Consider the following 26,945-nt stretch of genomic DNA (forward strand, 5'->3'; position numbering starts at 1 on the left):
CAACACTATTGTATTAGTTAAAGTCGCGGTAGGCTTTCTCTAACTTCTTCGCTTGCTTCTTAGAAACACCAATGTGCTCAAGAGCAACACGCAAACGTGCACGAGACATATCAGAGCCTAAGATTTCCATCGCATCAATAACCGATGTTGATGATTTTTTACCTGTGATGGCCACAAAAATTGGCTCAAGGAAGTCTTTGATCTTCAACTCGTGGAAGGTCGCTACTTTTTTCGCGATTGCAAAGATTTCTGACTTTTCCCACGTGCGCAATACTTCAAGTTCCCAAATAAAGAATTGCAGAGCTTGGCGCACAACATCTTCGTCAGCTTTACCGTCGGTAAGTAGTGCTGGGTCATAGTGCGGCATACCCGCAACAAAGTGACCAGCAAGGTCAACCAAATCAGAAAGAGTATCGATACGTGTTTTTGCTTCAGGCAAGATGCGCTGTAGCATTGCACCATTGTACTTCCACTCTACAAAACGCTGGATCAGCTGCTCATCAGAGAAATCTTCACGTAACCACGTACCGTTTAACCACTTCAGCTTTTCAATGTCGAACACCGGACCACCCAAAGAAACGCGCTTCATGTCGAAGTGTGCAATCATCTCCTCAAGGGTAAACTTCTCTCGCTCATCAGGCATTGACCAGCCCATACGACCAAGGTAGTTCAACACCGCTTCTGGCAAGAAACCCATTTCTTTGTAGTAATTGATAGACGTTGGGTTCTTACGCTTTGATAGCTTTGATTTATCTGGGTTACGAAGCAGTGGTAAGTGGCCAAGCACCGGCGCTTGCCAGCCAAAGTCTTCGTATAGCTTTAACAGCTTAGGGGCGGAGTTAATCCACTCTTCACCACGGAAAATGTGGCTAATTTGCATGTGATGATCATCAACCACGTTCGCTAAGAAGTATGTTGGGAAGCCATCTTGCTTAAGCAATACTTGCATATCCACGTTTTCCCACGGGATCTCAATCTCACCGCGTAGGTAGTCATTAAACTTGAACGTGCCCTGTGCTGGGATCTTCATGCGAATGACATAAGGCTTACCCGCTTCTAGGTTTGCTTTTACTTCTTCTTCGCTCAGGTTTAAACCACGACCATCATATTTAGGACGCAGACCCTCTGCCATTTGCTGTTCACGCATTTCATCTAGTTCTTCGGCTGTTGCGAAGCAATAAAAGGCTTTACCCTCTTCCACTAGTTGGTGTGCATATTTTTTATATAGGTCAGAGCGCTCAGACTGACGGTATGGGCCAAATTCGCCACCTACATCAGGACCATGGTCCCACTGCAGACCTAGCCACTTCAAACTATCCATGATTGCTTGTTCTGACTCTGGCGTGCTGCGCACCTGATCCGTATCTTCGATACGTAATACAAATTCACCGCCCTGCTGCTTAGCAAAGCAATAGTTAAATAGGGCAATGTAGGCTGTGCCTAGGTGCGGATCACCCGTTGGTGACGGGGCAACACGGGTACGAACAATCTTGTTCTCAGTCATGCTAGCTTCTCTTTCATATAGCAACTAAAAATTTGCTGCAAATGCTAGCACAAAGACGGGGAGTTTCGTAGAGGAAAACACCGCAATACGGCGACTAACTGCGGATAATCAGCAGCCCTCGGCATTGCGGTAAAAAATTGACTGTTACGCTGCTAACTTATCAAGATAAGCGACGATATCAGATGATTCATACAGCCATTGCACTTGGCCTTGTTGTTCAATACGCAAACAAGGTACTTTGACTTTGCCACCTTGCTCAGCTAATTCTTGGCGGTAATTGTCATCGTTTTTAGCATCACGGGTTTCAATGTTTAAACCGTTGCGCTTAATGGAGCGACGTACTTTTACACAAAATGGACACGCGTGAAATTGATACAGCGCCATATTCGCGGTTTGCGAATCTAATTGCTGCTGCGCTTGAGGATCACGCTTTTTACTGCGTGGTGAGAAAATGAAATTAAAAAACAAGATGATACGGCCTAAAAACCAACGTACAAACTTCATAAACACTCTAATCGCTAACTATTTTGGGGCGCAGAGTGTACCACGACGGTTAAAATAGCGACAAGTGCATGCTATAAACACTGCAAACGCTCAGGGCATGCACCGTATCACTAGCGCAAATTAATCAAGAAAGCTTACAAAGTCATCACGATGAATGAGCATAGCGCCATTGTCATAACCCAACACTCGCTCTTTAGGTTCATTCGGGTGTGCCAAAACCAAGGCTAATTCTTCACTGTGATAGCGCGCCACGCCTTTGCCGATACTGTTACCCTCGGTATCAAACACTTGCACTAACTCTCCGCGTCGAAATTCGCCATCAAAAGCAGTGATCCCCACCAGCAGCAAACTTGCGCCATTTTTACGAATTGCATTTGCAGCGCCCGCATCAATATGAATATGCGCCTTGCTCACAGGACCCGCCAAAAGCCAGCGCTTATGAGTATTTTTAGGTGCTTTAAGGCTGACAAAACGCGTACCCAGTTGCTGCTCTAGGCAATTGATTATCACGTTATCACCATGACCGGCACTTATCACCACATCAACACCTGCATGACGGGCAATACTGGCTGCTTCAATTTTTGTGGCCATACCGCCGGTGCCCACAGCCGTGCCACTGCCACCAGCAAGCGCCTTGACCGTGTCATCAATATCACGAATTTCAGGGATCAACTGCGCATCTGGGTTAGAGCGCGGATCGGCACTGAACAACCCAGGTTGGTCAGTCAATAACAGCAATTTATCAGCATCTGCAAGCACCGCAACGCGTGCAGAAAGGTTATCGTTATCACCAACCTTAATTTGCGCGGTGGCGACCGCATCATTTTCATTAATGATGGGCACAGCACCTTCTTTGAGCAACGCAAGTAAGGTATCTCGCGCGTTGAGATAACGTTCACGGTCATCCAAGTCGGCGCGAGTCAGCAGCATTTGCCCAACAGGCACACCGTATAAGGCAAACAAACTTTGCCATGTGTGCAATAATTGGCTTTGACCGATGGCCGCCAGCATCTGTTTTTGTGACAAAGTTTCATTATTGGGAGTGCGTCCAAGTAGCTCTCGTCCTGCCGCCACTGCACCGCTGGAAACCAGCACAATACGGTGTCCTGCCTTTTGCAATTGCACGCATTGGCGAACCAACTCAACCATGTGCGCTCTATCTAGGCCTTGGCCATTATTGGTCAGCACACTGGTGCCTAATTTAATGACGATAGTTTGCGTTTGCACTCGTCGCCTTCCTCACGTCCCAAAAACCCCATTATTACCTTAATGTAGAGCGATTAAACAAGTTAATTTAATTCAAGTGTGCTAGCATCCGCTCACATTGTTATCAGCTAATTTTATACCTATGCCTGCAAGTTTGTGCTTAATCATTGCAACCTTCCTGTGGGGAAGTTCATTTATTTCTTTGAAATACGCCATCGGTGCGTATGACCCAGCAATTGTTATTTTCTTGCGTATGCTCACCACGCTCGCAGTGTGCTTGTGTTTGTGGCGCTTCGTAAAGCGCTTCACCTACCAAAGTGGCGACTGGAAGTACTTGTTTGGTATGAGTTTAGCTGAGCCTTGCTTGTACTTTTTATTCGAAGGTCATGCCATGGAGTACACATCGGCATCACAAGCCGGAGTGATCGTGTCATGCTTGCCGTTAATCGTTGCCGTGCTGGCTTTTTTCATGCTTAAAGAGCACATTAGCCGCGCTATCATCGTTGGTTTTACCCTCTGTATTGGCGGAAGTATTTTATTAACTATGGTATCGCCAAGCTCTGAGCAGGCACCAAACCCGCTGCTTGGCAACACGCTTGAATTTATGGCCATGGTTTGCGCGGCGTTTTATACCGTCAGCGTTAAACATTTGAGTGCTCGCTACTCACCGCTGACCCTCATCGCCTTGCAAGGTTTGGCAGGGTCGATATTCTTTGCCCCATTTTTATTCTTTGTTGACGTGCCACAAGAGCATGACCCGATTGCGTTTGCCCATATTCTGTACTTAGGCACCTTTGTGACGCTCGGCGCGTACGGCATGTATAACTACGCTATTAGTAAAGTATCGGTGCTCACAGCCGCCGCCTACTCAAACCTGATCCCTATTTTCACTTTGCTGCTCAGTGCCATCGTCTTGAGTGAAGTATTAACACTATGGCAATGGCTCAGTATTGGCGTGGTCTTTATTGGCGTCATGGTAAGCCAGCGCCATCAGGCTGTGGTAGTCGATTTAGAAGAAGACGACGATAGCTTGGATGCCGATACTAATAAGCGCAGCTCAGTGCCTGACACGGGCGAGTTAAAGGGATAACAGGTCACGAGATGCAATCCATCACGCGAGGCTAACTCGGTCTCGCTTTGATGCACCACCTGTTTACTATCAACACGATAACGCTGAGTTTTACCATTACTTAATGTTAACTCGATTTCATCCCCCACACCTACATGGCGCAAAAACGCAAAGTGGGTATCATTATGAGCCGCAATAACACTCCCTCCATGCTCTGTGAGTGGCGCCGACGCCAAGTCATGTGCTGGTGCAAAGGCTAAATTACGGCCACTACTACCTGATAGCACATAGCGTTCAATAGCCAGTGAGGGCACTGAAAGTTTGGCTACCACATGTGTATCGGCGTAGTACCAAGGCGCAACATGCGCACCTTGATTTTGCACGCTTTGCTGCCACGCTCGCTCAATGAGTTGTTGCGCCAACCATGCCTTACCTTGCATATAGGCGCCATGAGCAAAGAAGCTTGCGCCTAACAGCAATAAACCTATAAAAACAGTTTGATATAAATACATCTGCGCGAACTTAGTCATAGCATCCTCTCCCATATCGTCTGTGCCAAAGCACAGATAACAGCAACAACAGTGCGCCTAACATCATTTGCCATACAGATTGGCCATCTGTTTGCGCAAAGCGCATCACGCTTTGACCTTTAGCAATGCTGTTACTTACTTGCTCATCATGTTGCGCTACGTCAGAAGTCGGCTGTTCTTCAACGGCTATAAAGGCTGTAAATGGACTCAATAGTTGATGCTCTAGAGCCAAATCCAATACCTTTTGCCTGACCTGTTCATGAGGCTGATACAGCAACAAAGAGGCTATTTGCTGCCTTGCCCACAGCCTAGCCACCGCTTCCCCTTGTGGGTAGTTTTTACTGTGCTCATGCATCGGCATATTTAAACGCAATGGACCATATTGAGTGGTGGCATCGACATATATATCTTGGTGTTGCGGCTCAAGCTTGATAGCCACCATCAAGGGTTCATCAAAGTACAAATCGGGCAATGGTTGCGGCCAATATGACAGCGACTGTGCAGCTGAACCACTGAGCACTACGTCACGCATCGCAGGGTTTTGCAAGCGCGTGAATAACCCCTTCATTTGCGTATTTACCTCAGAGCTGTCGCTGATGAAGGTGAATGAGCCACGACCAACATGCGCTGCACGACGCATAAAATAGCCATTAGGAGCACTGCCTATACCCACAGTAAATAGTCGACTACCGCCCAGCTTGCGCTTTACTAAGTCAAATAATGCTTGCTCATTACCCACACTGCCATCGGTTAGAAACACCACTTGGCGTACATAGTCATCGTGGTACTTACCATCAAGGGCTAACTCCAGCGCACCTGCGATTTCGGTGCCGCCATCGGCATCAAGTTGATACACAAAACGCAACGCTTCGGCGCGATTAAACTCGTTCGCTATCACCGCTTGCGAGCGAAACAAGCGTGCGGTGCTATCAAAATCAATGATATTAAAGCTGTCTTCACTGTCGAGGTTGTCTAGCGCGTAAAACAGAGCTTGTTTGGCCGCATCCATCGAGCTTCCATGCATTGAACCTGAGCTATCAATCACAAAGATGATCTCTCTGTTTATGCGCTGATTAGCGGCAAATTGCTCACTCGGCGGCATCAGCATTAACAACCCATAGTCCCCCGTTTTTGCACTTTGGCGAAAGAATGCCGCCTGTGCTTTGTTACTCGGCGCGACCGTGGCCTTGAGCACAAAATCATGGTCCATATTGTCATCGGTTAAATGCACTCGATAGCGCCCAAAACTTGGATTACTAATAGTTGCAGGAAATTGCGGGGTTTGAATCTGAGCCAACTCTAAACCAAAGTCGATGTCGATATCCAAGGTCAAACGAGGCGCTCGATGCGGCTCAATGCGGTTTTGCTGCTCGCTGACTCTAGGCGTAAATTTAGGTGCTAACCAGCCAAACTGAGCACGCTCTGGCGACTCCGAAAACACCGACGACATAGACTCAACATCAAATTGCTGTGGATGATAGCGCGGTGTAAAGGTCATGGGTAAACGCACACTCATCTGCGCGCCACGAAAGGCTATCATTTCTTGATACTCGAGGGTGATAGAGACCTGCTCCCCCGGCCCCAAATTAGCCAACTGCGAGCTGAACATATTAGCCCGTTGCTGTTTGACTAGCGCGGCACGTTTTCCAGAGCGTTTTGCAGCCTGATATTGGCGCTCTGCCTGTTGTTTTTCCGCTATTTTGCCGACAATTTTACGCTCCCCGACCGTCATCACCATGGCATGAACGGCACTCTCACTTGGCAAAGGAAACACATAACGGGCATTAACCGCAAAAGGGTGGCGATTAACAAACACTTGAGTGACTTGCACATGATTTATTAGCCCAGTGATGTTCATCTTTGCCTCGGTGCTGAGCAACACCCCAGGGGCAACCTGCGCGCCTTGCACATCTTCAAAGTTCAGTTGGGCTTTGGGCCCCTCATTTGCTTCGCTGGCAACAGACATAAAGAGAGAAAAAAGGCCCACAGCGAACGCTGTGAGCACTTTGCTAGGACGACTCAACATAAAAAGCTCCTCGTCGCGATGGACTAATTAGTTTTTAGCCATTTGACTTTGCACCTGCGGGCGCGCAGTCAAGGTGACTCGACGGTCGAAAAAGTTAGTTTCGTATTCATTGCCATTAGCGACAATGCGGTGTTCACCGTGCCCCTGAGCATAAAGCTGATTGTCTGCAACACCTTGATTTACCAAATAACTTGCTACAGCGTCAGCGCGACGTTGTGACAAACTCAAGTTGGCTTGCTCGTCGCCTTGTACATCGGCATAGCCATTGAGATTCAAACTTAAATCAGGCTTGCGCTTGAGGATCATTGCCACATGATCAAGCTGCTCAGCAAAATGGGGTTCGATAGTCGCGGAGCCTGAACGAAATTGCACAGTCATCGCTAACAAGTTATCGATGCGCGCTTGCTCTAGGCGGTTTTGCTCATCTTCTAAGGCATTGATTTGTGCCATCAGGTGGCGATTTTGCGCCAGTGAATCTTGCAGTTGCTCATCAGTGCCCTGATATTGGCTCAGCATCACCGCTTGCTTATCAATGGTATTGTCTGCGGCTTCTTTTTCGCCGATGAGCGCGCCAACAAAAGCTCCAGCAATGGCCCCTACTGGGCCGCCAACCAGTGCACCAAAGGCCGCGCCGCCGCCCATTCCCCAGGCTGTTTCAGTGGCCATTTCCTTTTGCTCTTTTGCCATTACTGGTGTGCTTAGAATCACAGTTGCAAGTGCTGTTGCTAAAAGTTGCTTTTTCATTGTCTTCACCCTTCATTACTCAGTTGGTTTGGTTGATGGCGAGAGCATGTGGTTGGTATCTCGCCTTGCTTGGAAGTAATTAAAACAAGGCACAGTGGCAACAAGTGGGAGCAAATGAGGATCAATGAAGGGCAATTATGGCGACAATATGGCAACTCTTAGCGCCAGCTTAACAGCTATAAAATCAGGTGGTTATAGATGAATAACAGGTGAACTTAGTAAGTGAAACGACGTAATTGTGTATCGTGTAAAGCAGGCCATAAAGTCCTGACTTGCGCTTTAAATGGTGCAAGACTTCCCGAGGTCATTAACGCAATATTACCTTGCCCGTGTGGTTTTAGCGCGCACTCTCCTAAACGACGCTGCACCTGACGCGCGACCGCGTGCTCTGTGGTAATGATACGAACATGCTTCGGTACGACATTAGCCAATGCCTTTGCCACAAACGCATAGTGCGTACACCCTAAAACGAGGGTATCTACGCCTTGATTGAGCAATGGCTGAGTATATTGCCGTAACATAGACTCAATGTGCTCACCCTCGAGCTTAAGCGCTTCAATGCTTGGCGCTAGTTCAGGGCACGGTTGATACACAATTTCCCCGTGACCTTGCAATTGGCGTTCACACAAGCGCTGAAAACTCGATGATGCAATTGTTGAGGGAGTTGCAAGAACACCAATAATGCCCGTTTGACTATTCGCTAAAGCCGGTTTGACACCTGGCTCCACACCGATAATGGGAATATCAGTGCGTGCTCTGAGGGTTGATATTGCCGCCATCGTCGCAGTATTGCAGGCGACTACAATGGCTTTGCTGCCTTGCTTGCAAAAATGACTCACAATGGTGTCACAGCGCTTGAGTACTTGCTCAGTGCTTTTACTGCCATAGGGCATAAACCCTGTATCAGCAATGTACATAATATCTTCACTTGGAAGCAGTTGATGTACTGCTTGAGCAACAGATATACCGCCTATTCCTGAGTCAAAAATACCAATGGGAAGATGAAGCAAAACAACGTACACACTAAAAACGACTAGGCGCAAATCTTAAGGGGTTTACTGGCAAATGCCAATATGGTGGTGATATTTGCCGGGCTAAAATACACAAGGCGCCGAGCAAACTGCATGCTCAGCGCCTTATCTAATGATTGTTTATTGAGCGAGTTAGAGGTTAATAACGTGTCTCGCTCCTAGTCCTGGACCATAAACTATTGCGTTCAGCAATAGTCTCGCCGTGCCTTTGGTCGCGCCGCGGAAGTTTGGCATATTAGCAAACATGATAATTTGCCCATTACCTTTTGACTCCCGTGTTAGATAAGCAGTATTACTCATACGCTGCGCTGCTTCAGGCCAAAGTAAGCCACTCATACGCACATACAAGTCTTGCCCTTTTGGTACTGTTGCCCACCCAATCATACGCTGCTGTGCTTTATCGTTATCAGCCATCACGCCATAGCGCACAACTGCATCCACGCCTTGTTTGGCCATAAATAATGGCACATCGCCTGCCAAAATCGGTAGTTGCGCATCCACACCATAACTCAGCCAATGTTGCTGATCTGTGCGTCCTGCCAAAATAGCACCTGAGGGCATAAACGTTGCCGTCCAATCATGCCATTGCTCCAACTGCTCTTTACTCATGGGTTTAATGCTTTCTTCTTTATCCCATGGGAAGTCTAAGCTTGCAGACACAGTATGTGCATTTACGAGGTTGTTATTGGCAATCACATCTTGGGTTGCTTGCCATTCACGCATGAGCGCCAGATCGTAATCTTTCGCCTTTTCAAAGCTTTGCTTTAACAACGATACATTCGAAAATTCCTCTTGCGCGGCCAACTGTGCAGCTGAATTACCATTGACGATTAGGGTGCCACCATTTTCCACCCATTTGTTGAGTGCACCGACATTCGCTTTGGACAGCTCTCCATACCAACGACTGGGCACAATGATCACGTTGTATGGGCGTAAATCACTAAACGACAGCAACTCTTGATTTAGATGACTATGACGTATGCCCAATTCAGTATCGAGCAAGTGCCACATTGAGCCTATATCCCCCGGCGCAATGCCATTTTGACTGATAAACGCCACCTTAGGCGTAACCAAGAGTTTAAAGTTTTCACCACCAATATCAGGAAGATCACCCTGCCCAAGTCCGGCAGTTACACCAAGAGCCGTTACTTTGACCTCTTTGGCGGTGGTGTCGAGCACATTAAGAAGCTCGGCATCACTCATTACGTTGTCGTATTTGTTAACCACAACAGAGCCACGATTAAAGTTTCTCTCATCAAACACGCCCGCCTTATCAAGCACACGAACTTTAACCCCAAACTCAAGTAAACGAGCCGCAAACGCGAGTGCAGCATCATTAGCGCCATCAACCATGTATGCGATAGCACCTTGTTTATCCGCCACCCCAAACTCTGCTGGGCGCTCATATTCGCTCATATTATCGGCAATGTGCTCGGCCACCTCCAATGCTGGCAAGCCAAACATCATAGACACGTTCCATGCGGTAGTGTCGTACATGATAGAGCTGCCATCACGCAAGGTTTTTTGTCTTTCCTCGAGTAGTACAGAATCTTTAAGTTCGGCATCAAACTCCATCATTGTAGCCAGCAACGGCGCATCATATTGGCGATTTGGAATAACGATTGAGCCAGCGGGAATAGTTGCTCCTTGCTCCTGCCCTAAATGGTTCTTGGCCTTGCGCACCTTTTGGCTCTTCGTTGTGACGCCATAGTCGATACCCTGTAAATCCAAAACATCAAGCAGTCGATTGAGTCGCGAGGTGTTGTCTGTTGGCAAAATGACAAAACTACGCTGCCCATATCGCCCTTTCGGGTCGATGTGCGCTAGACGGTTTTGTACAAAATCCTTGTACATCGCTTTGCTATATTTTTGCAGCGTGTGCAAGTTGGCAAGGGAGCTCACATATTGGTGGTCAACCGACTCTTTGTAAGTCCGAATATTGCCATTTCTAAGACGAACACCATCTTCAGCAGTACGTGCTTGTTCATACAGAATATGCAAAGAGCCTTTGTATTCCGCATAGTTTGAGTAACCAGGGTAGAGGTTCTCAAACCACTCACCGGTGTAATATGGCCAATTCTTTTTATCGAATTCACCTGCATGCTCCTGTGCAAACACCTCACTCCATTGTCGAGTGCTTGCTGGAATATTCACATTCAAAGGCTCACGAGGTGGCCCCATCAAAAAGGTGTCTAATGCCCCCATTTCATGCGCATCAATCATCAATTGCGGAAACCATTGATTAATCGCTTTAATTCGCCCTTTAGACTCGGGGTTTACGGCAAAGTAAAAGTCCCTATTGAGGTCAAAATAATAGTGATTAGTTCTGCCAAATGGCCATGCACCACTGTGCAATAACGATTGCGTGTCGAAATTGGGTGCTGTACCACGGTTTTCTTGAAGTCGCTTGGTGAAACGCGCGCGCCCATCCGGATTCATGATTGGGTCAACCAAAATCACCAGATCATTGAGCATACTTTCTATTTTCGGGTCTTTAGAAGCGAGCAGTTGATAAATGAGCGCTAATGACGCATCTGAACCTGAGGATTCATTACCATGGATACTGTAGGCCATCCACGCTGTTCCCGGTGTTTGTTCAATCAAGGTGTCAATCTCACCTTTTGATAAAGAGTCCGGTTCGCTTAATTTTTGGATATTTGCTTTGATGTTTTCAAGGTTAGCAAGATTGTCCTTGGAGCTAATGATGAGGTAGTGCAAAGGTCGCCCCTCATAACTGCGCGCATATTCGATAATCTGTGCTTTATCGCTTTGCTCAGCCCATAAATTTACAAGCTCAGATATTTGCTCAGGAGTGGCTGTTCGCTGCCCAACATCAAAACCGAGCACAGCGTTTGCAGGCGTAATACTGGCATCATATTCCCCCTGATGCAGAGGTTGATACTGTGCACTGGGCAGTGCAGTCGGCTTCATCAGCACAGTCGCGTGTACACTTGATACAAGCATGGCGCTGCCCAGTGCAGCGGTAGAAAGCACCCTGTTTAGCTTCATAAAATTTCCTTTGTTATTATAAATTTATGCACATCTAATATAGCAGCTGAATTAGCTGCTGCGCATATTTCAGGCTAAAGTACAGGATAATAACATGGAAAATATACGCACCTTAAAAGCAAGCGAGTACAGCACTGACTTCTATATATCTGGCTATTAGCGTATTGTGAGTAATAAAGAAGGCCTAATGAAGCCTGATAATAACTATTGAGGGAACACATGCATCCAAATCGCCATACCATCGCCCTTGGAGGCTTAATAGCCACCGTCTTATTTTTTGTAATACTGATCATATTAGCGCTGTGGGCGTACCCACAATACAAAGTGTATAAGCTTGAAATGAACGGTATTGCAGCACTTAAAGAAGCCGAATGGAGCAAGCAAATTCTCATTGAAGAAGCGAAAGCTAGAGAACAAGCTGCCCTAATGCAGGCAAAAGCACGTGTCACGTTAGCGCAAGCCGAAGGTGAGGCAAAAATTGTTCAGGCTAAAGCTGAAGGCCAAGCAGATATTGAGCGAGCCAAAGCCGCAGCAGAGGCGAATAAAATCATTGGTGAGTCACTGAAAAACAACGAGCAATACTTGCGTTACATTTGGATAAAAGGCTTGCAAGAAGGTTCTGGTGAGCGCATTTATATCCCAACAGAAGCAGGCTTACCAATACTTGAAGCGGGCAAAGCGGGCAGTTAAATCATAAAGCGTTTTTACTGGCGGTAATATACCGCCTTTTCCCACTGTAGAAACACCTGATTAATATACAAAAAAACCACCAAAAAACATCTATTTTGCTCCTTTACTTACGCTTTGTTGAGCTATAGTTGAATGTACTAACTTCACGCTATCGAAGATACATCAACAGCGCTTTGTGCGCCTAAGAGGTTCACCCATGCTCTTGAACTTGGACAACTATTCTATTCGTATAAAAATAGCGGCTCCCTTATCGTTAGTAACTCTACTACTTCTCTTAATTAGTATGCTGAGCTTTCGCAACGCAAGCTCATTGATAAACGAGTTATCTTTAGTATCAGACAATTATGTGCACTCTATTTCAAAGAGTATTAACGCCGACCGCGACCTTTACCAAGCCCTTGCCGCCACACAAAATCTTATGTTACTCAAAGGCGATGGAAAGCAAAGTCAGTATCAGCAAGATTATGAGGAAAATGCGCAGCAGGCCTACGACCGCATGCAAAGTGTGATGGATATATTTGCAGATGATCCCCGCATTCAAGCTGCAACAAAGAACTTTAAACGCGATTTTAACGCATGGAAAAATGCGAGCTCGGCACTGTTCACATTGGTTGATAACCAAGGCGTTGATGCTGCCATCGCACACAACAATACCAAAGTGATGCCGGCTTTCGATACGCTGCGTGACTACTATGACAATGTCGGCGAAACCCTCTTAACCATGACCGATGAAAACTCCCAAAACGCACAAGCCCATAATAGCTCTCAAAACTCCGTTTTAATCTTCATAACACTCATGACGCTTGCGGTGTGCATAGCAAGTATTGTGTTAGCGCCGAGGCTTATTACCAACCGAATTAAGAAAGTCAGTGACCGTATCAATGATATTTGCGATGGCGATGGCGACTTAACCCACCGCTTAGATACGTCAGGTAAAGATGAGATAACCGCGCTATCAACCTCGTTTAACAAACTCATTGATAATATTCACGCACTCGTGAGCGATATTAGCAAAGAGTCTCAGGCGCTCAATCAGGCTGTTACCACTTTAGGCGGTATATCTCACACCAGCGAGCAAACATCAGATGAGCAAAATCAAAAACTTGATTTGGTTGCTACCGCCATTACACAAATGTCGCATGCTGTTCATGAAATTGCCTCTAACACGCAAACCGCATTATCAGAAACACAACAAGTTCAAACCCATTGTATCAATACCAGTCATGTAGTTGATGAATCCTTGGCAAAAGTGAGTCACTTGTCACAGTCCATGCAAAGTGCCAGTGAAGTGATTAAAACGCTCGCAAATGAGTCCAAAAATATTGCTCAAGTACTTGATGTAATTCGTGAAATAGCAGAGCAAACAAACTTGCTCGCGCTTAATGCGGCAATTGAGGCTGCCCGTGCTGGTGAACAAGGACGAGGCTTTGCGGTTGTTGCCGATGAAGTACGAACCCTTGCTAGTCGTACCCAAAACTCTACACAAGACATTCAGAAAATGGTACAAGATCTGGAACGCGGTGTTATCCAAGCAGTTGAGGCCATTGAAGGCGGTAATGCTGCTGTATTGGGTGTAGAAGAGCTATCAGATAAAACAAAAAGCGTGTTAGAAGAGATGCGAGGCGCGGTTGAAGTCGCTAATGACATGATTTATCAAATTGCCACAGCGACCGAAGAGCAAAGCTCAGTGGTCGATGATGTGACAGCTAACGTAAATGAGTTAAAATCGCTGACCCATACAGCGCTCGAGCAAGTGTCACAAACACGTGATGAAGCCAATGGTATTGAAACCATTTCGTCTGATCTTGTTCGTTGCGTGAATAGTTTTAAATTATGATAGTGCCTGTGTTTTTGATTTACCTAGAGCGACGGTATGACGATGACTGAACCAGCCTTGCCTGATAACGAAGAAGAGCGCATTGCTGCAGTACAACTTCTCAAATTATTGGACACTCCCGCAGAGGAGCGCTTTGACCGTATTACGCGTATTGCCAAACACATGTTTGGCGTTCAGATTTCGGTTATCAGTTTAGTAGACACTAACCGCCAGTGGTTCAAATCCAAGCAAGGATTAGATGTTGAAGAAACCCCTCGCTCTATGTCGTTTTGTGGTCATGCCATCAACCAAGATGACCCATTGGTGATCCCAGATGCCCTCATGGACGCTCGATTTCTTGATAACCCGCTGGTAACGGGTGAACCCTTTATACGATTTTATGCGGGCTGCCCTTTACATGCTCCAGGAGGGTTCCGGGTGGGCACACTGTGTTTAATTGATACGCGCCCGAGGCTGCTCACAGAAAAAGACATTGATATGCTAAAAGAGCTTGCGTTAATGGTGGAACATGAGCTCGAAGCAACAACCAAAATTACATTGGATGCGCTTACAAGCATTAGTAATCGCCGAGGCTTCGAAATGCTCGCACAGCACAGTTTAGCCTATTGCCAAAGGGAGCAGCGCAATGCCTGTTTGCTGTATTTGGATTTAGACAACTTTAAGGTCATTAATGATACCTGTGGCCATCATGTTGGCGACCAAGTACTCAAAGACTTTGCCGTGTTACTTAGCCAGTCATTTCGTGCCTCTGATGTGTTTGCGCGCTTAGGTGGCGATGAGTTCGTTGTACTATTCACCAGTATTGACGAGACCAAGATTGAAGAGCTTGTGGCCCGCTTAGAGCAGGGTGTGAAGAATTACAATGCCAAACACCAAGGTGAATTTGTATTGGAATACAGTATTGGCTATGCCCAATTTACAGGTGAGCAAAGCCTTGAAGAACTCATTCACACTGCAGATACACGCATGTATTCAGATAAAGAGAAAAAAATAAGCTAGCGTCAGAGATGACTGAAAAACGCTAGCCGATTTGCCTAATTATTGGACAGTGACTCAACATTACCTTGCGGTTGCTGATCTGGCTTTGTGCAGTGCTGCGTAATATCAGCGCTGCAATAATGAAACGGCAGATAATAATGCTCTTGGCTCGGAGCAGTCCCATCTTTGAGGTAGGCATACATTAGCTCAGCACTTTTACGCCCCATCTCAAATGGGTCTTGGCCAATGTTGATACTCGATAATCCCTGTGCCAGCGCTTCAAGCTGCACAGCTTCAGTATCAGCTGAGACTACCACTAGCTGTTGGTCAGCAATACGTTGCTTGAATGGCGTCATGGCTTGAATATATCCAAGATTAAACTGCGCAAAGCCCGCCACAGCCAAAAATATCGGCGCTTGCTCATCATTCGCCATCGTCAATAACTGCTCGAGTGCCTTGTCGCGCTGACCCAGTGTATATAAAGGGCATCGAGGATGCTCTACCCAACCTTTTCTGCCATCAAGTTTATCCTCGGCATTGCCAGATAGCGCATAACGTACGCCCTTTATACGCTCGTTCAAATTCGGGGTAGTCGGGTGTCCAGACTGAATGCAAATACTCTGAGTTTCCTCACCCTTATATGCTTTCGCTGCTTCTGCCAACGCTACGCCAAAATCGAAATTGTTCGTGCCCACATACGCTAAGCGGAAATGTGCATGCTGGGGCAGTAAATCCGAATCAAACGTAATCACTGGCACCCCTTGTCTTTGTGCCGTTAGCAACACTCGCGAAGCCAGAAAATCCGAGTCTGTAGTAGAAACCAATAAGCCATCAATGCCTTTGTCGAGTAACTCTTCGATGATGAGGGCTTGTGTGCGCACGTCTTGATAGTCATCTGAGCCATCATAAATACAGGTTACGTCTGGATATTTACTGGCAAAGACCTGACAACCCTCAAATGACTTTTGATAGAAAGTATCATTTTTAGTCTTGCCAACGATCGCCAGAGTCATTTGGGCAACACTTTGCGAGCTAAACATGACACTCGCAACAATGCCCAACAGTAAAACTAAGCGCGATAAAACGAACATGTGATTATGTGTATCCTGATAGCAAGTGAAATACTCACGGGTTGTAGTTTAGTATCCCATTTATGGTAAAAAAATGTAAACAAATTATCTAAAACCACGCCTAAAATAACACTTAAAGCGTACTCCTGCGGCTAAAAACCCGCTATCTTTTAAAGACTCAACAGAAAAACCAATAAAAAAGGATGGGTAACTTTAAACTGTCGGACTACTGCGATAAAAAATAAAAACTATAAAATTTAATAGGTTATGAACCCACAATACATCCAACCACAACCAAAAGTCGCAATATGTCATATCAATGTCGCATAAGGACAAGATTTACCCTGCATTTTGTAACTATTGTGTAAAGTCACAGTTAAAACGTGGTCTCTAGAACACTAGCTGCAACCGTTCAACACACATGGTATGAGAATATGAAAGCACAGGCGATTAGCACACAAAAATTATTATTAGCGAGTCTTGTTTATGCTGCTTTACATCAAGGTCAAGCGTCGGCAGAAGAAACACAAAGAGCTCCAGAGGAACGCACTTTGGAAACCATTACGGTTACCTCTTTGAAACGAACTCAATCTCTCAATGAAGTCCCCATCTCCGTTTCTGCGGTAAACGCAGAGAAACTTGAAAACTCAGGCATTGAACGCCTTGAAGATTTATCTGGATACATTCCGAACTTTAAAATTGCCCGCGACTCTATTGCCGACCGTATTAACATTCGCGGTATGCAATCGGGCAACCTAGCAGGTTTTGAGCAATCGGTAGGTACTTTCGTAAATGGTGTGTATCGCGGACGTGGTGTGCAATCTCGATTCTCATTCCTTGACGTTGAACGCGTGGAGGTAATGCGTGGTCCACAAAGTATCTTATTTGGTAAAAACACCGTGGCTGGAGCGCTCAATATTACCACCGCTCGACCAGATGAAGAATTTAATGGGCGCGTTTCAGCAAGTTATAACCCAACGCATGACCAAACCGAACTAAGCGGCATGATTACCGGTGCCCTCAGCGATGATGTTCGCGCACGTGCCTTTGTGTTATCGCGTGAAATGGAAGAAGGCTGGTTACACAATAACTTCTATGATCAAGGCGGTCCGCTCAGCGACGAATTAATGGGTCGTTTCACCCTAGAGTGGGATGCTGGTGACAACACGCTTGTGACAGTGATGCTCGAATCAAGCGAGTTCGAATTTGACGCCTTCCCACACGGTACACGACAAGCGGGCCCTATTGCCGCTTTTGGTGCGATAGAAAGCTACACCGAAGCGAATATCGGTAATACTCATCCTGTACTCAATTTTGGTTCTTCGCAACGAATGGATGGCGACTCTGACGAGTTCTCAATTACCAGTGAAACCCAGTTCGACCAAGGTACGCTTACGGTAACTGGCGGTTACTCAGCGTATCAATTTGAGCGTAGCTTAGACGCTGATTACTCAGCGCTGGATGGTATCCGTTTTAACGACAGTGAAGATTTCAGCCAAACCAGCTTAGAAGTGCGCTTCGCCTCAAACACCGGCGGTGATTTCGAATACATGACTGGCCTATATTGGCAAACTCAAGACCTGAAGGTAGATGGTTTATCATTATTCAACATTCCTACCCTTCAGCAAGTATTGCTTGGCGGTTGTACTGCTGGCGTGAATGCCTTTGGTGGCGATATCAACTCGGTGTATGTACCAGGTGATGTAGTGAGCACAGGTGTGGGTGTCATTGGCCTCGGCGGTCCAGCATCTTTACTCAACGCCTGCGGCACAGCAGCCGCATTTGCAGGGATCCCTGATGGCGTTGGTCGTTACGCGCAGCTCAACCAAGACGCAGACACCTATGGCATTTTCGCCCAAGGTACATGGAACATGACAGAAGACTTCCGTGCCACAGTCGGTTTACGCTATACCAAAGAAGATAAATCAGCTGACAAGGTAAGCTATGCTACTGATTTCACACCGAATAACAAAACGCAAAGTACCACTCCTTGGGTTATTGCCGTTGCTGAACAGGTGGGTGAATTTAAAACACACAGTTTTACCTCGTCAGATCCGGGCATGAGCCGCAGTGAAAACTCATTAGACTGGTCAGTAAATTTACAGTACGACGTGAACGACGACACGATGAGCTATGCTAATGCGAGCACAGGCTTTAAGTCAGGCGGTTTTAACTCGTTCTACATGCGCAGTCCACAAGGTGCTGACTCAAACGACGTAGCGTTCGAAGAAGAAGACGTGATCGCCTTTGAAATTGGTGCCAAAACCACGCTGTTTGATGGTGTGGCCGATGTGAATATTGCCGCCTTCCACTCAACGTTTGATGACATTCAAGTAGCCGTATTCAGTGGTAACACCACGTTTGAAGTTAAAAACGCCGCAAAAGCGACATCATATGGTTTAGAAGTGGATGGTCGTTGGGCTGCAACTGAGTCATTGACTGTGACCGGTGCGCTAGGTCTTCTTAACTTCGAATACGATGACTTTGCGAACCAAGCGTGTACTAGCAACCAGTTCTTGTCTACTCGTGAAGCCTTGTATGCTGGCACCAATGATATCGGCCAAAAAATTGGCATTGCTATGGGCTACAACAACGCGGCCTGTGCGGCTTCGGGTGTGAACGACCTAAGTGGTAAAACTGCCTCAAATGCACCTGATATGACTGCCTCGTTAGTGTTCAATCACATTGCTGATTTTGATAATTACGAGCTAGTGAGTAATCTTGATTTGAACTACCGCAGCTCGGTATATCGCGTAGATGACTTAGACCCAATCGGTAAAGAGCCATCAGAAACATTCGTCAATGCCAGCATTCGTCTGAACTCGCTTGAAAATGGTTGGTCGTTAACATTGATCGGCAAAAACCTGACAGATGTGGAGCACTTTGACTACATCAACGATGTGCCATTATTCGCAGGTGCGCATAACTTCATGCCACTAGCTGGTCGCAACTTCACCTTACGTTTCGACTACGCCTTCGGCGAATAATCCAATCCCACGCGAATAAGGTATGCAGTACACCATGTGCTGCATACCTATTTTTGTTTTTAAGAGTGAGATTTTATGCACCCTATATTTCGCCAACCCCTGCTTCATTTTTTATGCATAGGCGCGTGTATTCTTGGCGCTTATGTTGCGTTGTCAGACTCACTATCTGGCGAGGATGAAAATACTATTGTCATTAACGACGAGCGCTTGGCTGTGTATCTGCAATTTCGCAACAAACGCTTCTCTCCAAGTCAAGCTAAGCAGCTTTTAGCTGAGCTTGATGAACAGCAGTTACAACTGCTTATAGATGATTACATCACCGAAGAGGTGCTTGTAAAAGAAGCGAATAAACTGGGCTTGGCAGATAATGATTTTGTTATTCGCCAGCGGCTGTTACAAAAAATGCAGTTCCTCAATCAAGGCTTTGTTAGCGACAGCCAAACCTTAAGCGAAGAGCAACTCAATGCCTATTATCAAAGCCATAAATTTGAGTACGCCAAAAGCGCAGTGATGTCATTCAGCCACCTTTTTTGGTCAAAAGAAGGGGATGAAAAAGCCCAAAGGCAAAGCCTTGAAAAATTACGCATATCACTGAATAACGAATCAGCCACAGCGAATGACACCACACAACTCGGTGAACTATTTGTGTTTAACCGCCACTATATTAGCCGTAGTGCCGATCATGTTGCAGGGCATTTTGGCGAGCAGTTTGTTAACACTCTCAAACAGCAACAGCCGTTTACTCATAACTGGATAGGCCCGATTCAATCGGCTCATGGTTGGCACCTTGTGTATGTCACAGACTACCAAGATGCTTATGTACCAAGCCTTGATGAAGTGCGCCCATTAGTCACCCAAGATGCGATGGCTGCGGCGAGTAAAGCACGAGCAGATGCGCTGATTGATGACATTGTGGCAGGATATACAATTGTTGGCCTAGGTCAGAGTAGCGCTGTGGAGGCAACGCAGTGATGCGTATTATCAATGTCGTATTGCTGTTGCTCTTGAGTTTATGCGCCAACGCGCATGATGCGCGACCTATTGTTGTGCAAATTAATGAGCAAGGGCAGCACGTAAGTGTGAATGTTAAAGCGCCAGCATCAATGACCCTTGCAGGATTTCCCGAGGTATTAATAGACGCCGGGTGCCAAATTCAGCATCAAGGTGGTTTACAACGCTATGCTGGAGAGTTTCGCAGCACTTACATCAGCCGCTGCGCACAGCCCATCGCGGGAGCCAAAGTAACCCTGCAATTCCCTGAAGCCAACCCGTCACTGTCGACTCTTATCAAGGTCTCTTTGCAAAGCACTGAGCAATACTCGCAGCTACTGAGCCCTGATGAGCAGAGCTGGACTATCCCCAAGCAAGAGCAAGCATTACATATCGCAACCAGCTACATCCAAATGGGTATGATGCACATTTGGATGGGCTGGGATCACCTGTTGTTTGTGTTATGTCTTTTGCTTATAGCTAACAGTAACAAACGCCTAATTTATACCATCACGGGTTTCACTATTGGTCATTCAATCACACTGATAGCCACCGTCATGCACTGGGTCAGTATGCCCATCGCCATAGCGGAAATACTCATTGCTCTGAGCTTGCTGTTTTTAGCGGTGGAAATCGCCAAGCAACAGCATGACTCGTGGACCTATCGCTACCCGGTGATCATTGCAGCGCTATTTGGTTTGCTCCATGGCTTTGGCTTTGCTTCCGTGTTAAGCGAGATTGGCCTGCCACAATTACACCTTGCCAGCGCCCTTGTAGCCTTCAATATTGGCATTGAGCTTGGGCAAATTGCCTTTGTGCTCGTGGCGTTAGCAATTATCAAAATGGTGCCAAAACACGCACCTTCTTTTGTTCCTCGCAAACAGGGGATCAATCCATTTGTTTACATTATTGGTGGCTTATCTGCATTTTGGTTTTTACAACGCAGCACCGACCTTTTCATTGGGGGACTGACACTATGAGAAAACTATCACTTATCAGCGCCGCAGCCATACTCGCGTTTGGCAGCGCACAGGCAAATGCGCAACAAAGACAACTATTGTGGGGTGACACTCACTTACACACCTCATATTCAATTGACGCCTATTTAATGGGCAACAAAACCGCCACGCCCGACACGGCATATCGCTTTGCTAAGGGCTTGCCCGTTGTGCATCCAGCGTCACAAGTTAAAGTGCGATTAAATGAGCCTTTAGACTTTTTAGTGGTCTCTGATCATGGCGAATACCTTGGTATTATCCAAAAGATCTTTGCCGGTGATCCGCTGCTTATGCAAACTGAAATTGGTCGCCGCTGGAATGAACTAGCCAAACAAGGCAAAGGCCGTGACGCCTACTTTGAAGCCGTAGGCCATGCCAACACAGGTGTGCCTTCTCCAGAATTACAACAAGATAAAATTCGTGCCAGCGTATGGTCAGAAATAGTCAGTGCCGCCCAGCGCCACAATGACCCGGGTCGATTCACTGCGTTCGTAGGATGGGAATGGAGTTCAATTACAGACGGTGCCAACTTACACCGTGTTGTTATCTCAGACGCAGATGCCACAAGCGCACAAACCTTCCTGCCCTACACGCTGTTTGACAGTGATAAGCCCGAAGACTTGTGGAAATGGCTAGATAAAACCGCAGCTGAAACTGGCGTTGACTTTGTTGCCGTGCCGCACAACTCAAACATCAGTAAAGGCTTGATGTTTCCGGTAGTCGATAGCTTTGGCAACCCAATCGACCGCAGCTATGCTCAGTCGCGTATGCGCTGGGAGCCTGTCGTCGAGGTTACTCAAGTTAAAGGCGATTCAGAAACCCATCCATCACTGTCTCCTGACGATGAATTTGCAGGGTACGAGAAATTCGACAAAGTGATGCAAACAGGCGGAGCCAAAGGCGATGCAAGCAAAGAAGATGCCCAAGCCAACTACGTTCGCGCGGCTTTGAAGCGCGGCTTAGAGCTGGAGCAAAAAATGGGCGCTAACCCATATAAATTTGGCATGATTGGCTCAACAGACTCACACACCGGTTTGTCTACGGCCGAAGAAGCCAATTTCTGGGGAAAAATGGCCATTGACTCAACGCCTGCGGCAACGCTTGACCCGACTAAAGTTGTGGTGCCACCTGATACCATAGGTGCAGACATGAGTGCCGCCGGTCTTGCCGCTGTATGGGCAGAAGAAAACACCCGCGAAGCTATCATGGCAGCGTTTAAGCGCAAAGAAGTGTACGCCACCACAGGGCCTCGCATGTCTGTACGACTGTTTGCAGGCTTTGACTTCAACGAAAAAGATGCCCAAGCGCCTAATTTAGCCGACATTGGTTATCAAAAAGGCGTGCCTATGGGCGGCGACTTACCCGCTGCTCCTAAAGCGAAACCGGTTAGCTTATTAATTGAAGCTATGCGCGACCCGCGTTCGGGTACGTTGGATAGAGTACAGGTGATCAAGGGCGTTGTAGGCAAAGATGGTAAAGCCATTGAGCACGTTTACAACGTAGCATGGGCTGGCGATCGTGAATTAGACGACAACGGCAAACTACCTGCAGTCGCCAACACCGTGAACACTGAAACCTTGCAATGGGATAACAGCGTAGGCGCAGACAAACTCACCACCGTGTGGAGTGACCCTGATTTCAACGCCGATGAGCGCGCCTTCTACTACGTACGCGTATTGGAAATCCCGACACCGCGTCACACACTCCGTGATGCTGTAGCGTTGGACGTAGAAAATCCAAGCAAGTATCCAGAAACCATTCAAGAGCGCGCTTACAGCTCGCCGGTGTGGTACTCCCCAAAATAATATCAACCAAATAACGAGGTGAGCCTGTGCTCACCTTTTTTTTGCTCGCGTCTGGCTTAAATAGCCAACTTTCCCATGTTTGCATGACTTTTCCACCGAGATTGAACACGTTAGCAGGCAATTTACGCAAATATGAATTTCCTCAATTCTCAATTTAGCGTTTAATATGTAGAAAACTGTGTGACTTAACGGAGCGCCATGCATGGCAACTTCTTCTGGTTTGCTGTCATTTCAAAAGGTGTCAAAGAGCTTTGATCAATCCGACATTTTAAATGACTTCAACTTGGATATTTTTGATGGTGAGTTCTTCACCATTTTAGGGCCTTCAGGCTGCGGTAAAACCACGGTTTTACGTTTAATTGCTGGCTTTGAATCACCTGATTCGGGGATCATTGCTATCGACGGTCAAAACGTTAACCTCGTCCCTGCAGAGCAGCGCCCAGTCAACACCGTTTTTCAAAGCTATGCCCTGTTCCCGCATATGTCTGTGGCTGACAATGTTGGCTTTGGGTTAAAAATGTCGGGGGTTGCTAAAAGTGAACGAGAGCAACGTGTTCAACACGCCTTAGAGCTGGTCAAACTCAGCGGCTTTGAGAAGCGCATGCCAACGCAACTATCTGGCGGCCAAAAGCAGCGCGTTGCCATTGCCCGCGCCATTGTTATGCGCCCTAAGTTAATCTTGCTTGATGAGTCCTTATCAGCGCTGGATTACAAGCTGCGCCAACAAATGCAAATGGAGCTCAAACAAATCCAACGCCAACTAGGCGTTACCTTCGTGTACGTAACGCACGACCAAGAGGAAGCCCTATCCATGTCTGACCGCATTCTTGTTATGAACAATGGTCAGGCTCAGCAAATTGGCACGCCTCGCGATATTTATGAGCAACCGGTCAATTTATTTGTGGCCCGTTTTATTGGCGAAATCAACGTGTTTGATGCCACCATTGTTAGCAAAACAGGTGAGTTTGCATATTTAGCTGAGATCCAAGGCGTGCAAAAGCAAGTGCACTGCAACCAAAAACTTGCTGAGGGCGACGAAGTACACGTTTTACTGCGCCCTGAAGACTTACGCATTGAATACGTTGAAGATGCCCCCAATGATTCTGTGGGCTTTTTTGGCCACATTAAAGAGCGCAGTTATACCGGACAAACATTAGACTCACTCATTGAAGTGGCTAACAACCAAGAAATTCGCGCCAGTGAATTCTTCAACGAAGATGATCCTGATTTCGACTATCGCATTGACCAAAAAGTGTGGATCAACTGGGTTGACGGTTGGGAGCACGTGATTAAGAAGAGCGCTCTGTGATGTTTTCTTTTCGTCGTGTGGTGATCACGCTCACCTTAACTTGGCTCAGTATCATGGTGTTGCTGCCGCACCTCTTGGTGCTCATTACCAGCTTTTTAACGCCCGATAGCCAGCACTTAGCGATTTGGCCCGCCTCCCTTGAAGGCTATCAAAAAGTCTTTCAGCCCATCTATTTAGATGTGTTTCTCAATAGCTTATGGTTGTCAGCTGTAGCGACCATACTGTGCCTGCTTATTGGCTACCCTTTTGCGTTTATCTTATCGCGGCAAAAGCCACTGACGCGCAACATTCTTTTGGTGCTCATGATGCTGCCATTTTGGACCAACAGCCTTATACGCACCTATGCCATTAAGCTCATTCTCGGGAAAAAGGGCCTGATCAACACCCTGCTGTTAAACCTAGGGGTCATTGATGAACCTTTGAATATGCTCTACACCGAGTTTGCGGTGATTTTTGGTCTGGTTTATATCCTTTTACCATTTATGGTGCTGCCGCTTATTTCTAGCTTTGAAAAGCTCTCTGGCGATTATGTGGAAGCCGCAAAAGACCTATCTGCTAATGCCTTACAGCGCTTTTGGTATATCTATTTACCATTAACATCGCCAGGAATTGTCGCTGGGTGCTTAATTGTATTTTTACCAGCGATGGGTATGTTTTATGTTGCCGATATCCTCGGTGGCGCAACCAACTTACTGCTTGGCAACGTGATTAAAAACCAATTCTTAGTGGTGCGTGACTGGCCATTTGGCTCCGCATTCAGCATCAGTCTGATTGTGATCATGGGACTGATGCTGCTTGCCTATTACAAAGCTAATCAGTTAGTGCAGCGCAAAGGAGGGCTCGATGACGAGGCTCTTTAAAGGCACCTTCTTAGCGGTAGTTTTTCTGTTCCTATATGCACCGATTGCGGTGTTGGTGGTGAACTCGTTCAATAAATCCAAGTATGGCCATAAATGGTCAGGCTTTTCATGGAAATGGTATGAAAAGCTACTAGAAAACGACGCCTTACTCACCGCCTTTACCAACTCATTGACGATTGCGGTGCTAGCCGCCAGTGCGTCGGTGATTTTAGGCACCCTGATAGCGTTGGCACTGTATCGCTATCAATTTAGGTTCAAACAAGCAGCGAGTACCTCGTTGTTCATCGTGATGATGTCACCGGACATCGTACTGGCAATTACCTTTTTAGTGCTGTTCATGGTGCTAGGATTACAGCTTGGTTTTTGGACGTTACTGCTGGCACACACAACCTTCTGTTTACCGTTTGTAGTGATCACCATTTACGCACAGCTACGCGGTTTTGACCCTAATTTAGTTGAGGCTGCACAAGATTTAGGAGCCAGTGAACGCCAGTTTTTCACCCACATTATGCTGCCGTTATTACTTCCTGCTATCGCAGCGTCATGGCTATTGAGTTTCACGCTAAGCTTGGATGATGTGATCATCAGCTCATTCGTAACAGGCCCAGAATATGAAGTACTGCCCATACGGGTATTTTCAATGGTAAAAGTGGGCGTTTCGCCAGAAGTAAATGTACTTGCCACCTTGTTACTCGCTTTTTCGGCGTTGTCGCTTATTGCGTTCAGCGCTTTAACTAGAAGGAAAAAATACGCATGAAGACTCTGCGCACCCTGATTGCTGCCACAGCGGCGTTAATGGCGGCTAACGCTTTCGCAGCGAATAAAGTCGTGGTTTACAACTGGAGTGAGTATATTCCCGAAGATGTGGTTACTCAGTTCACTGAGGAAACAGGCATTGAAGTGGTGTATTCCACCTATGAAAGTAACGAGGTAATGTATTCCAAGTTGCAACTGCAAAAGAATAAAGGCTATGACGTTGTTGTGCCTTCAACTTACTACGTTGCCAAAATGGCCAAAGAGGGCATGCTACAAAAGCTAGACCCAACCAAGCTAAGCAATAAGAGCAACCTAGACCCACAACTGCTTAACAAAGAATACGATCCAAACAACCAATACAGTTTGCCGTATTTTTGGGGCTCGACGGGCATTGGTGTGAACAGTGAAGAAATGGATGAAACCACCATTACCAGCTGGGCACAACTGTGGGATCCAAAATACAAAAAGCAACTGCTGCTTACCGATGACGTGCGTGAAGTATTCCACATGGCCTTAGTGTTAAACGGCCACTCACCCAACACCACCAATCCAGACGAAATCAAGCAAGCCTACGAGCGCCTACAAAGCCTGATGCCAAACGTATTGGTGTTTAACTCTGATGCACCACGCGAACCCTATTTAGCGGGTGACGTAGCGCTTGGCATGATTTGGAACGGCGAAGTGATGCTCGCACAAGAAGAAGACGACAGCCTCAAATACGTCTACCCAAAAGAAGGGGCCGTATTTTGGGTTGATAACTTTGTTATCCCAGCGGGTGCTGAAAACGTGGACGAAGCACACGCGTTTATCAACTTCATGATGCGCCCAGACATCGCCAAAGCCTGTGTTGAATACGTGGGCTACGCCACGGCTAACAAAGCGGCATTGGAACTACTGGACGAAGAAACACGCACTAACCCAGTGATCTTCCCACCAGCGCAAATCATCGAACAAGGTGTATTCCAAACTGATGTAGGTGAAGCAATGGAGCTTTACAATCAGTACTGGGAAAAACTGAAAGTAGGCCAATAAGGCGTAACTG

The 26,945-nt window shown here is 46.7% G+C and carries 21 protein-coding genes; 12 read left to right on the forward strand and 9 right to left on the reverse strand.

All coding sequences use genetic code 11. The features are described from left to right. Window positions 1–13 precede the first annotated feature (13 nt). From gltX to proB, 3 genes are all read right to left on the reverse strand, one after another. Window positions 14–1,504 (reverse strand): glutamate--tRNA ligase, encoded by a 1,491-nt coding sequence (gene gltX / locus AAEU32_RS09655; protein ID WP_421970317.1) that lies wholly within the window; start codon window positions 1,502–1,504, stop codon window positions 14–16. A gap of 144 nt (window positions 1,505–1,648) precedes the next feature. Then, window positions 1,649–2,008 (reverse strand): glutaredoxin family protein, encoded by a 360-nt coding sequence (locus tag AAEU32_RS09660; protein ID WP_421970318.1) that lies wholly within the window; start codon window positions 2,006–2,008, stop codon window positions 1,649–1,651. A gap of 120 nt (window positions 2,009–2,128) precedes the next feature. After that, window positions 2,129–3,235: a glutamate 5-kinase gene (gene proB, locus AAEU32_RS09665; RefSeq protein ID WP_421970319.1), complete on the reverse strand. Its 1,107-nt coding sequence runs from the start codon at window positions 3,233–3,235 to the stop codon at window positions 2,129–2,131. A gap of 121 nt (window positions 3,236–3,356) precedes the next feature. Here proB and AAEU32_RS09670 point away from each other — a divergent pair, with 121 nt between their 5' ends. Next, window positions 3,357–4,304: a DMT family transporter gene (locus AAEU32_RS09670; RefSeq protein ID WP_421970320.1), complete on the forward strand. Its 948-nt coding sequence runs from the start codon at window positions 3,357–3,359 to the stop codon at window positions 4,302–4,304. Here AAEU32_RS09670 and AAEU32_RS09675 read toward each other — a convergent pair. From AAEU32_RS09675 to AAEU32_RS09695, 5 genes are all read right to left on the reverse strand, one after another. Next, entirely contained in the window at window positions 4,205–4,813 is a 609-nt protein-coding gene (locus AAEU32_RS09675; RefSeq protein ID WP_421970321.1) for a class GN sortase, read from the reverse strand. The two genes, AAEU32_RS09670 and AAEU32_RS09675, sit on opposite strands and share 100 nt — an antisense overlap. Then, a complete protein-coding gene (locus AAEU32_RS09680; RefSeq protein ID WP_421970322.1) occupies window positions 4,806–6,839 on the reverse strand; it encodes a marine proteobacterial sortase target protein in 2,034 nt (677 codons plus the stop codon). The genes AAEU32_RS09675 and AAEU32_RS09680 overlap by 8 nt, the downstream gene beginning before the upstream one ends. A gap of 27 nt (window positions 6,840–6,866) precedes the next feature. After that, the gene (gene pdsO / locus AAEU32_RS09685) at window positions 6,867–7,583 is read right to left on the reverse strand and encodes a sortase-associated OmpA-like protein PdsO (protein WP_421970323.1); all 717 of its coding nucleotides are present in this window, start codon (window positions 7,581–7,583) and stop codon (window positions 6,867–6,869) included. 215 nt (window positions 7,584–7,798) lie between these two features. Then, window positions 7,799–8,605: a glutamate racemase gene (murI, locus tag AAEU32_RS09690; RefSeq protein WP_421970324.1), complete on the reverse strand. Its 807-nt coding sequence runs from the start codon at window positions 8,603–8,605 to the stop codon at window positions 7,799–7,801. Window positions 8,606–8,746: 141 nt separating this feature from the next. Next, window positions 8,747–11,623, reverse strand: coding sequence for a M14 family metallopeptidase (locus tag AAEU32_RS09695; protein ID WP_421970325.1), 2,877 nt, complete (start codon window positions 11,621–11,623; stop codon window positions 8,747–8,749). Between the two features lie 219 nt (window positions 11,624–11,842). On the opposite strand from AAEU32_RS09695, the gene AAEU32_RS09700 reads away from it, so the two are divergent. The 3 genes from AAEU32_RS09700 to AAEU32_RS09710 all read left to right on the forward strand — a co-directional run bounded on the left by AAEU32_RS09700 (window position 11,843) and on the right by AAEU32_RS09710 (window position 15,149). Continuing rightward, window positions 11,843–12,313 carry an SPFH domain-containing protein gene (locus tag AAEU32_RS09700; RefSeq protein WP_421970326.1) on the forward strand — a complete coding sequence of 157 codons (471 nt, stop codon included), beginning with the start codon at window positions 11,843–11,845 and terminating at the stop codon, window positions 12,311–12,313. 196 nt (window positions 12,314–12,509) lie between these two features. Next, complete coding sequence (locus AAEU32_RS09705; RefSeq protein ID WP_421970327.1) at window positions 12,510–14,150, forward strand: methyl-accepting chemotaxis protein; 1,641 nt, start codon at window positions 12,510–12,512, stop codon at window positions 14,148–14,150. A 42-nt stretch (window positions 14,151–14,192) separates the two neighbouring features. Then, window positions 14,193–15,149, forward strand: a complete 957-nt coding sequence (locus AAEU32_RS09710) for a GGDEF domain-containing protein (RefSeq protein ID WP_421970328.1) — start codon at window positions 14,193–14,195, stop codon at window positions 15,147–15,149. Window positions 15,150–15,184: 35 nt separating this feature from the next. On the opposite strand, the gene AAEU32_RS09715 is transcribed toward AAEU32_RS09710, so the two are convergent. Beyond that, a complete protein-coding gene (locus AAEU32_RS09715) occupies window positions 15,185–16,219 on the reverse strand; it encodes a substrate-binding domain-containing protein (RefSeq protein WP_421970329.1) in 1,035 nt (344 codons plus the stop codon). A gap of 413 nt (window positions 16,220–16,632) precedes the next feature. On the opposite strand from AAEU32_RS09715, the gene AAEU32_RS09720 reads away from it, so the two are divergent. From AAEU32_RS09720 to AAEU32_RS09755, 8 genes are all read left to right on the forward strand, one after another. After that, on the forward strand, window positions 16,633–19,185 hold the full coding sequence (locus AAEU32_RS09720; RefSeq protein ID WP_421970330.1) for a TonB-dependent receptor: 2,553 nt from the start codon (window positions 16,633–16,635) through the stop codon (window positions 19,183–19,185). A gap of 75 nt (window positions 19,186–19,260) precedes the next feature. After that, window positions 19,261–20,157 carry a peptidylprolyl isomerase gene (locus AAEU32_RS09725; RefSeq protein WP_421970331.1) on the forward strand — a complete coding sequence of 299 codons (897 nt, stop codon included), beginning with the start codon at window positions 19,261–19,263 and terminating at the stop codon, window positions 20,155–20,157. Beyond that, window positions 20,157–21,155: a HupE/UreJ family protein gene (locus AAEU32_RS09730; RefSeq protein ID WP_421970359.1), complete on the forward strand. Its 999-nt coding sequence runs from the start codon at window positions 20,157–20,159 to the stop codon at window positions 21,153–21,155. Before AAEU32_RS09725 ends, AAEU32_RS09730 begins: the two co-directional genes overlap by 1 nt. Next, on the forward strand, window positions 21,152–22,978 hold the full coding sequence (locus AAEU32_RS09735; protein WP_421970332.1) for a DUF3604 domain-containing protein: 1,827 nt from the start codon (window positions 21,152–21,154) through the stop codon (window positions 22,976–22,978). Before AAEU32_RS09730 ends, AAEU32_RS09735 begins: the two co-directional genes overlap by 4 nt. A 202-nt stretch (window positions 22,979–23,180) precedes the next feature. After that, window positions 23,181–24,287 (forward strand): spermidine/putrescine ABC transporter ATP-binding protein PotA, encoded by a 1,107-nt coding sequence (potA, locus tag AAEU32_RS09740; RefSeq protein WP_421970333.1) that lies wholly within the window; start codon window positions 23,181–23,183, stop codon window positions 24,285–24,287. After that, entirely contained in the window at window positions 24,287–25,147 is an 861-nt protein-coding gene (gene potB / locus AAEU32_RS09745; RefSeq protein ID WP_421970360.1) for a spermidine/putrescine ABC transporter permease PotB, read from the forward strand. Before potA ends, potB begins: the two co-directional genes overlap by 1 nt. Continuing rightward, window positions 25,131–25,904 (forward strand): spermidine/putrescine ABC transporter permease PotC, encoded by a 774-nt coding sequence (potC, locus tag AAEU32_RS09750; protein WP_421970334.1) that lies wholly within the window; start codon window positions 25,131–25,133, stop codon window positions 25,902–25,904. Before potB ends, potC begins: the two co-directional genes overlap by 17 nt. Then, window positions 25,901–26,935 carry an extracellular solute-binding protein gene (locus AAEU32_RS09755; RefSeq protein ID WP_421970335.1) on the forward strand — a complete coding sequence of 345 codons (1,035 nt, stop codon included), beginning with the start codon at window positions 25,901–25,903 and terminating at the stop codon, window positions 26,933–26,935. Before potC ends, AAEU32_RS09755 begins: the two co-directional genes overlap by 4 nt. The last annotated feature ends 10 nt before the right edge of the window (window positions 26,936–26,945 follow it).

The sequence above is a fragment of the Pseudoalteromonas maris genome, assembly GCF_049257235.1.
Lineage (GTDB): Bacteria > Pseudomonadota > Gammaproteobacteria > Enterobacterales > Alteromonadaceae > Pseudoalteromonas.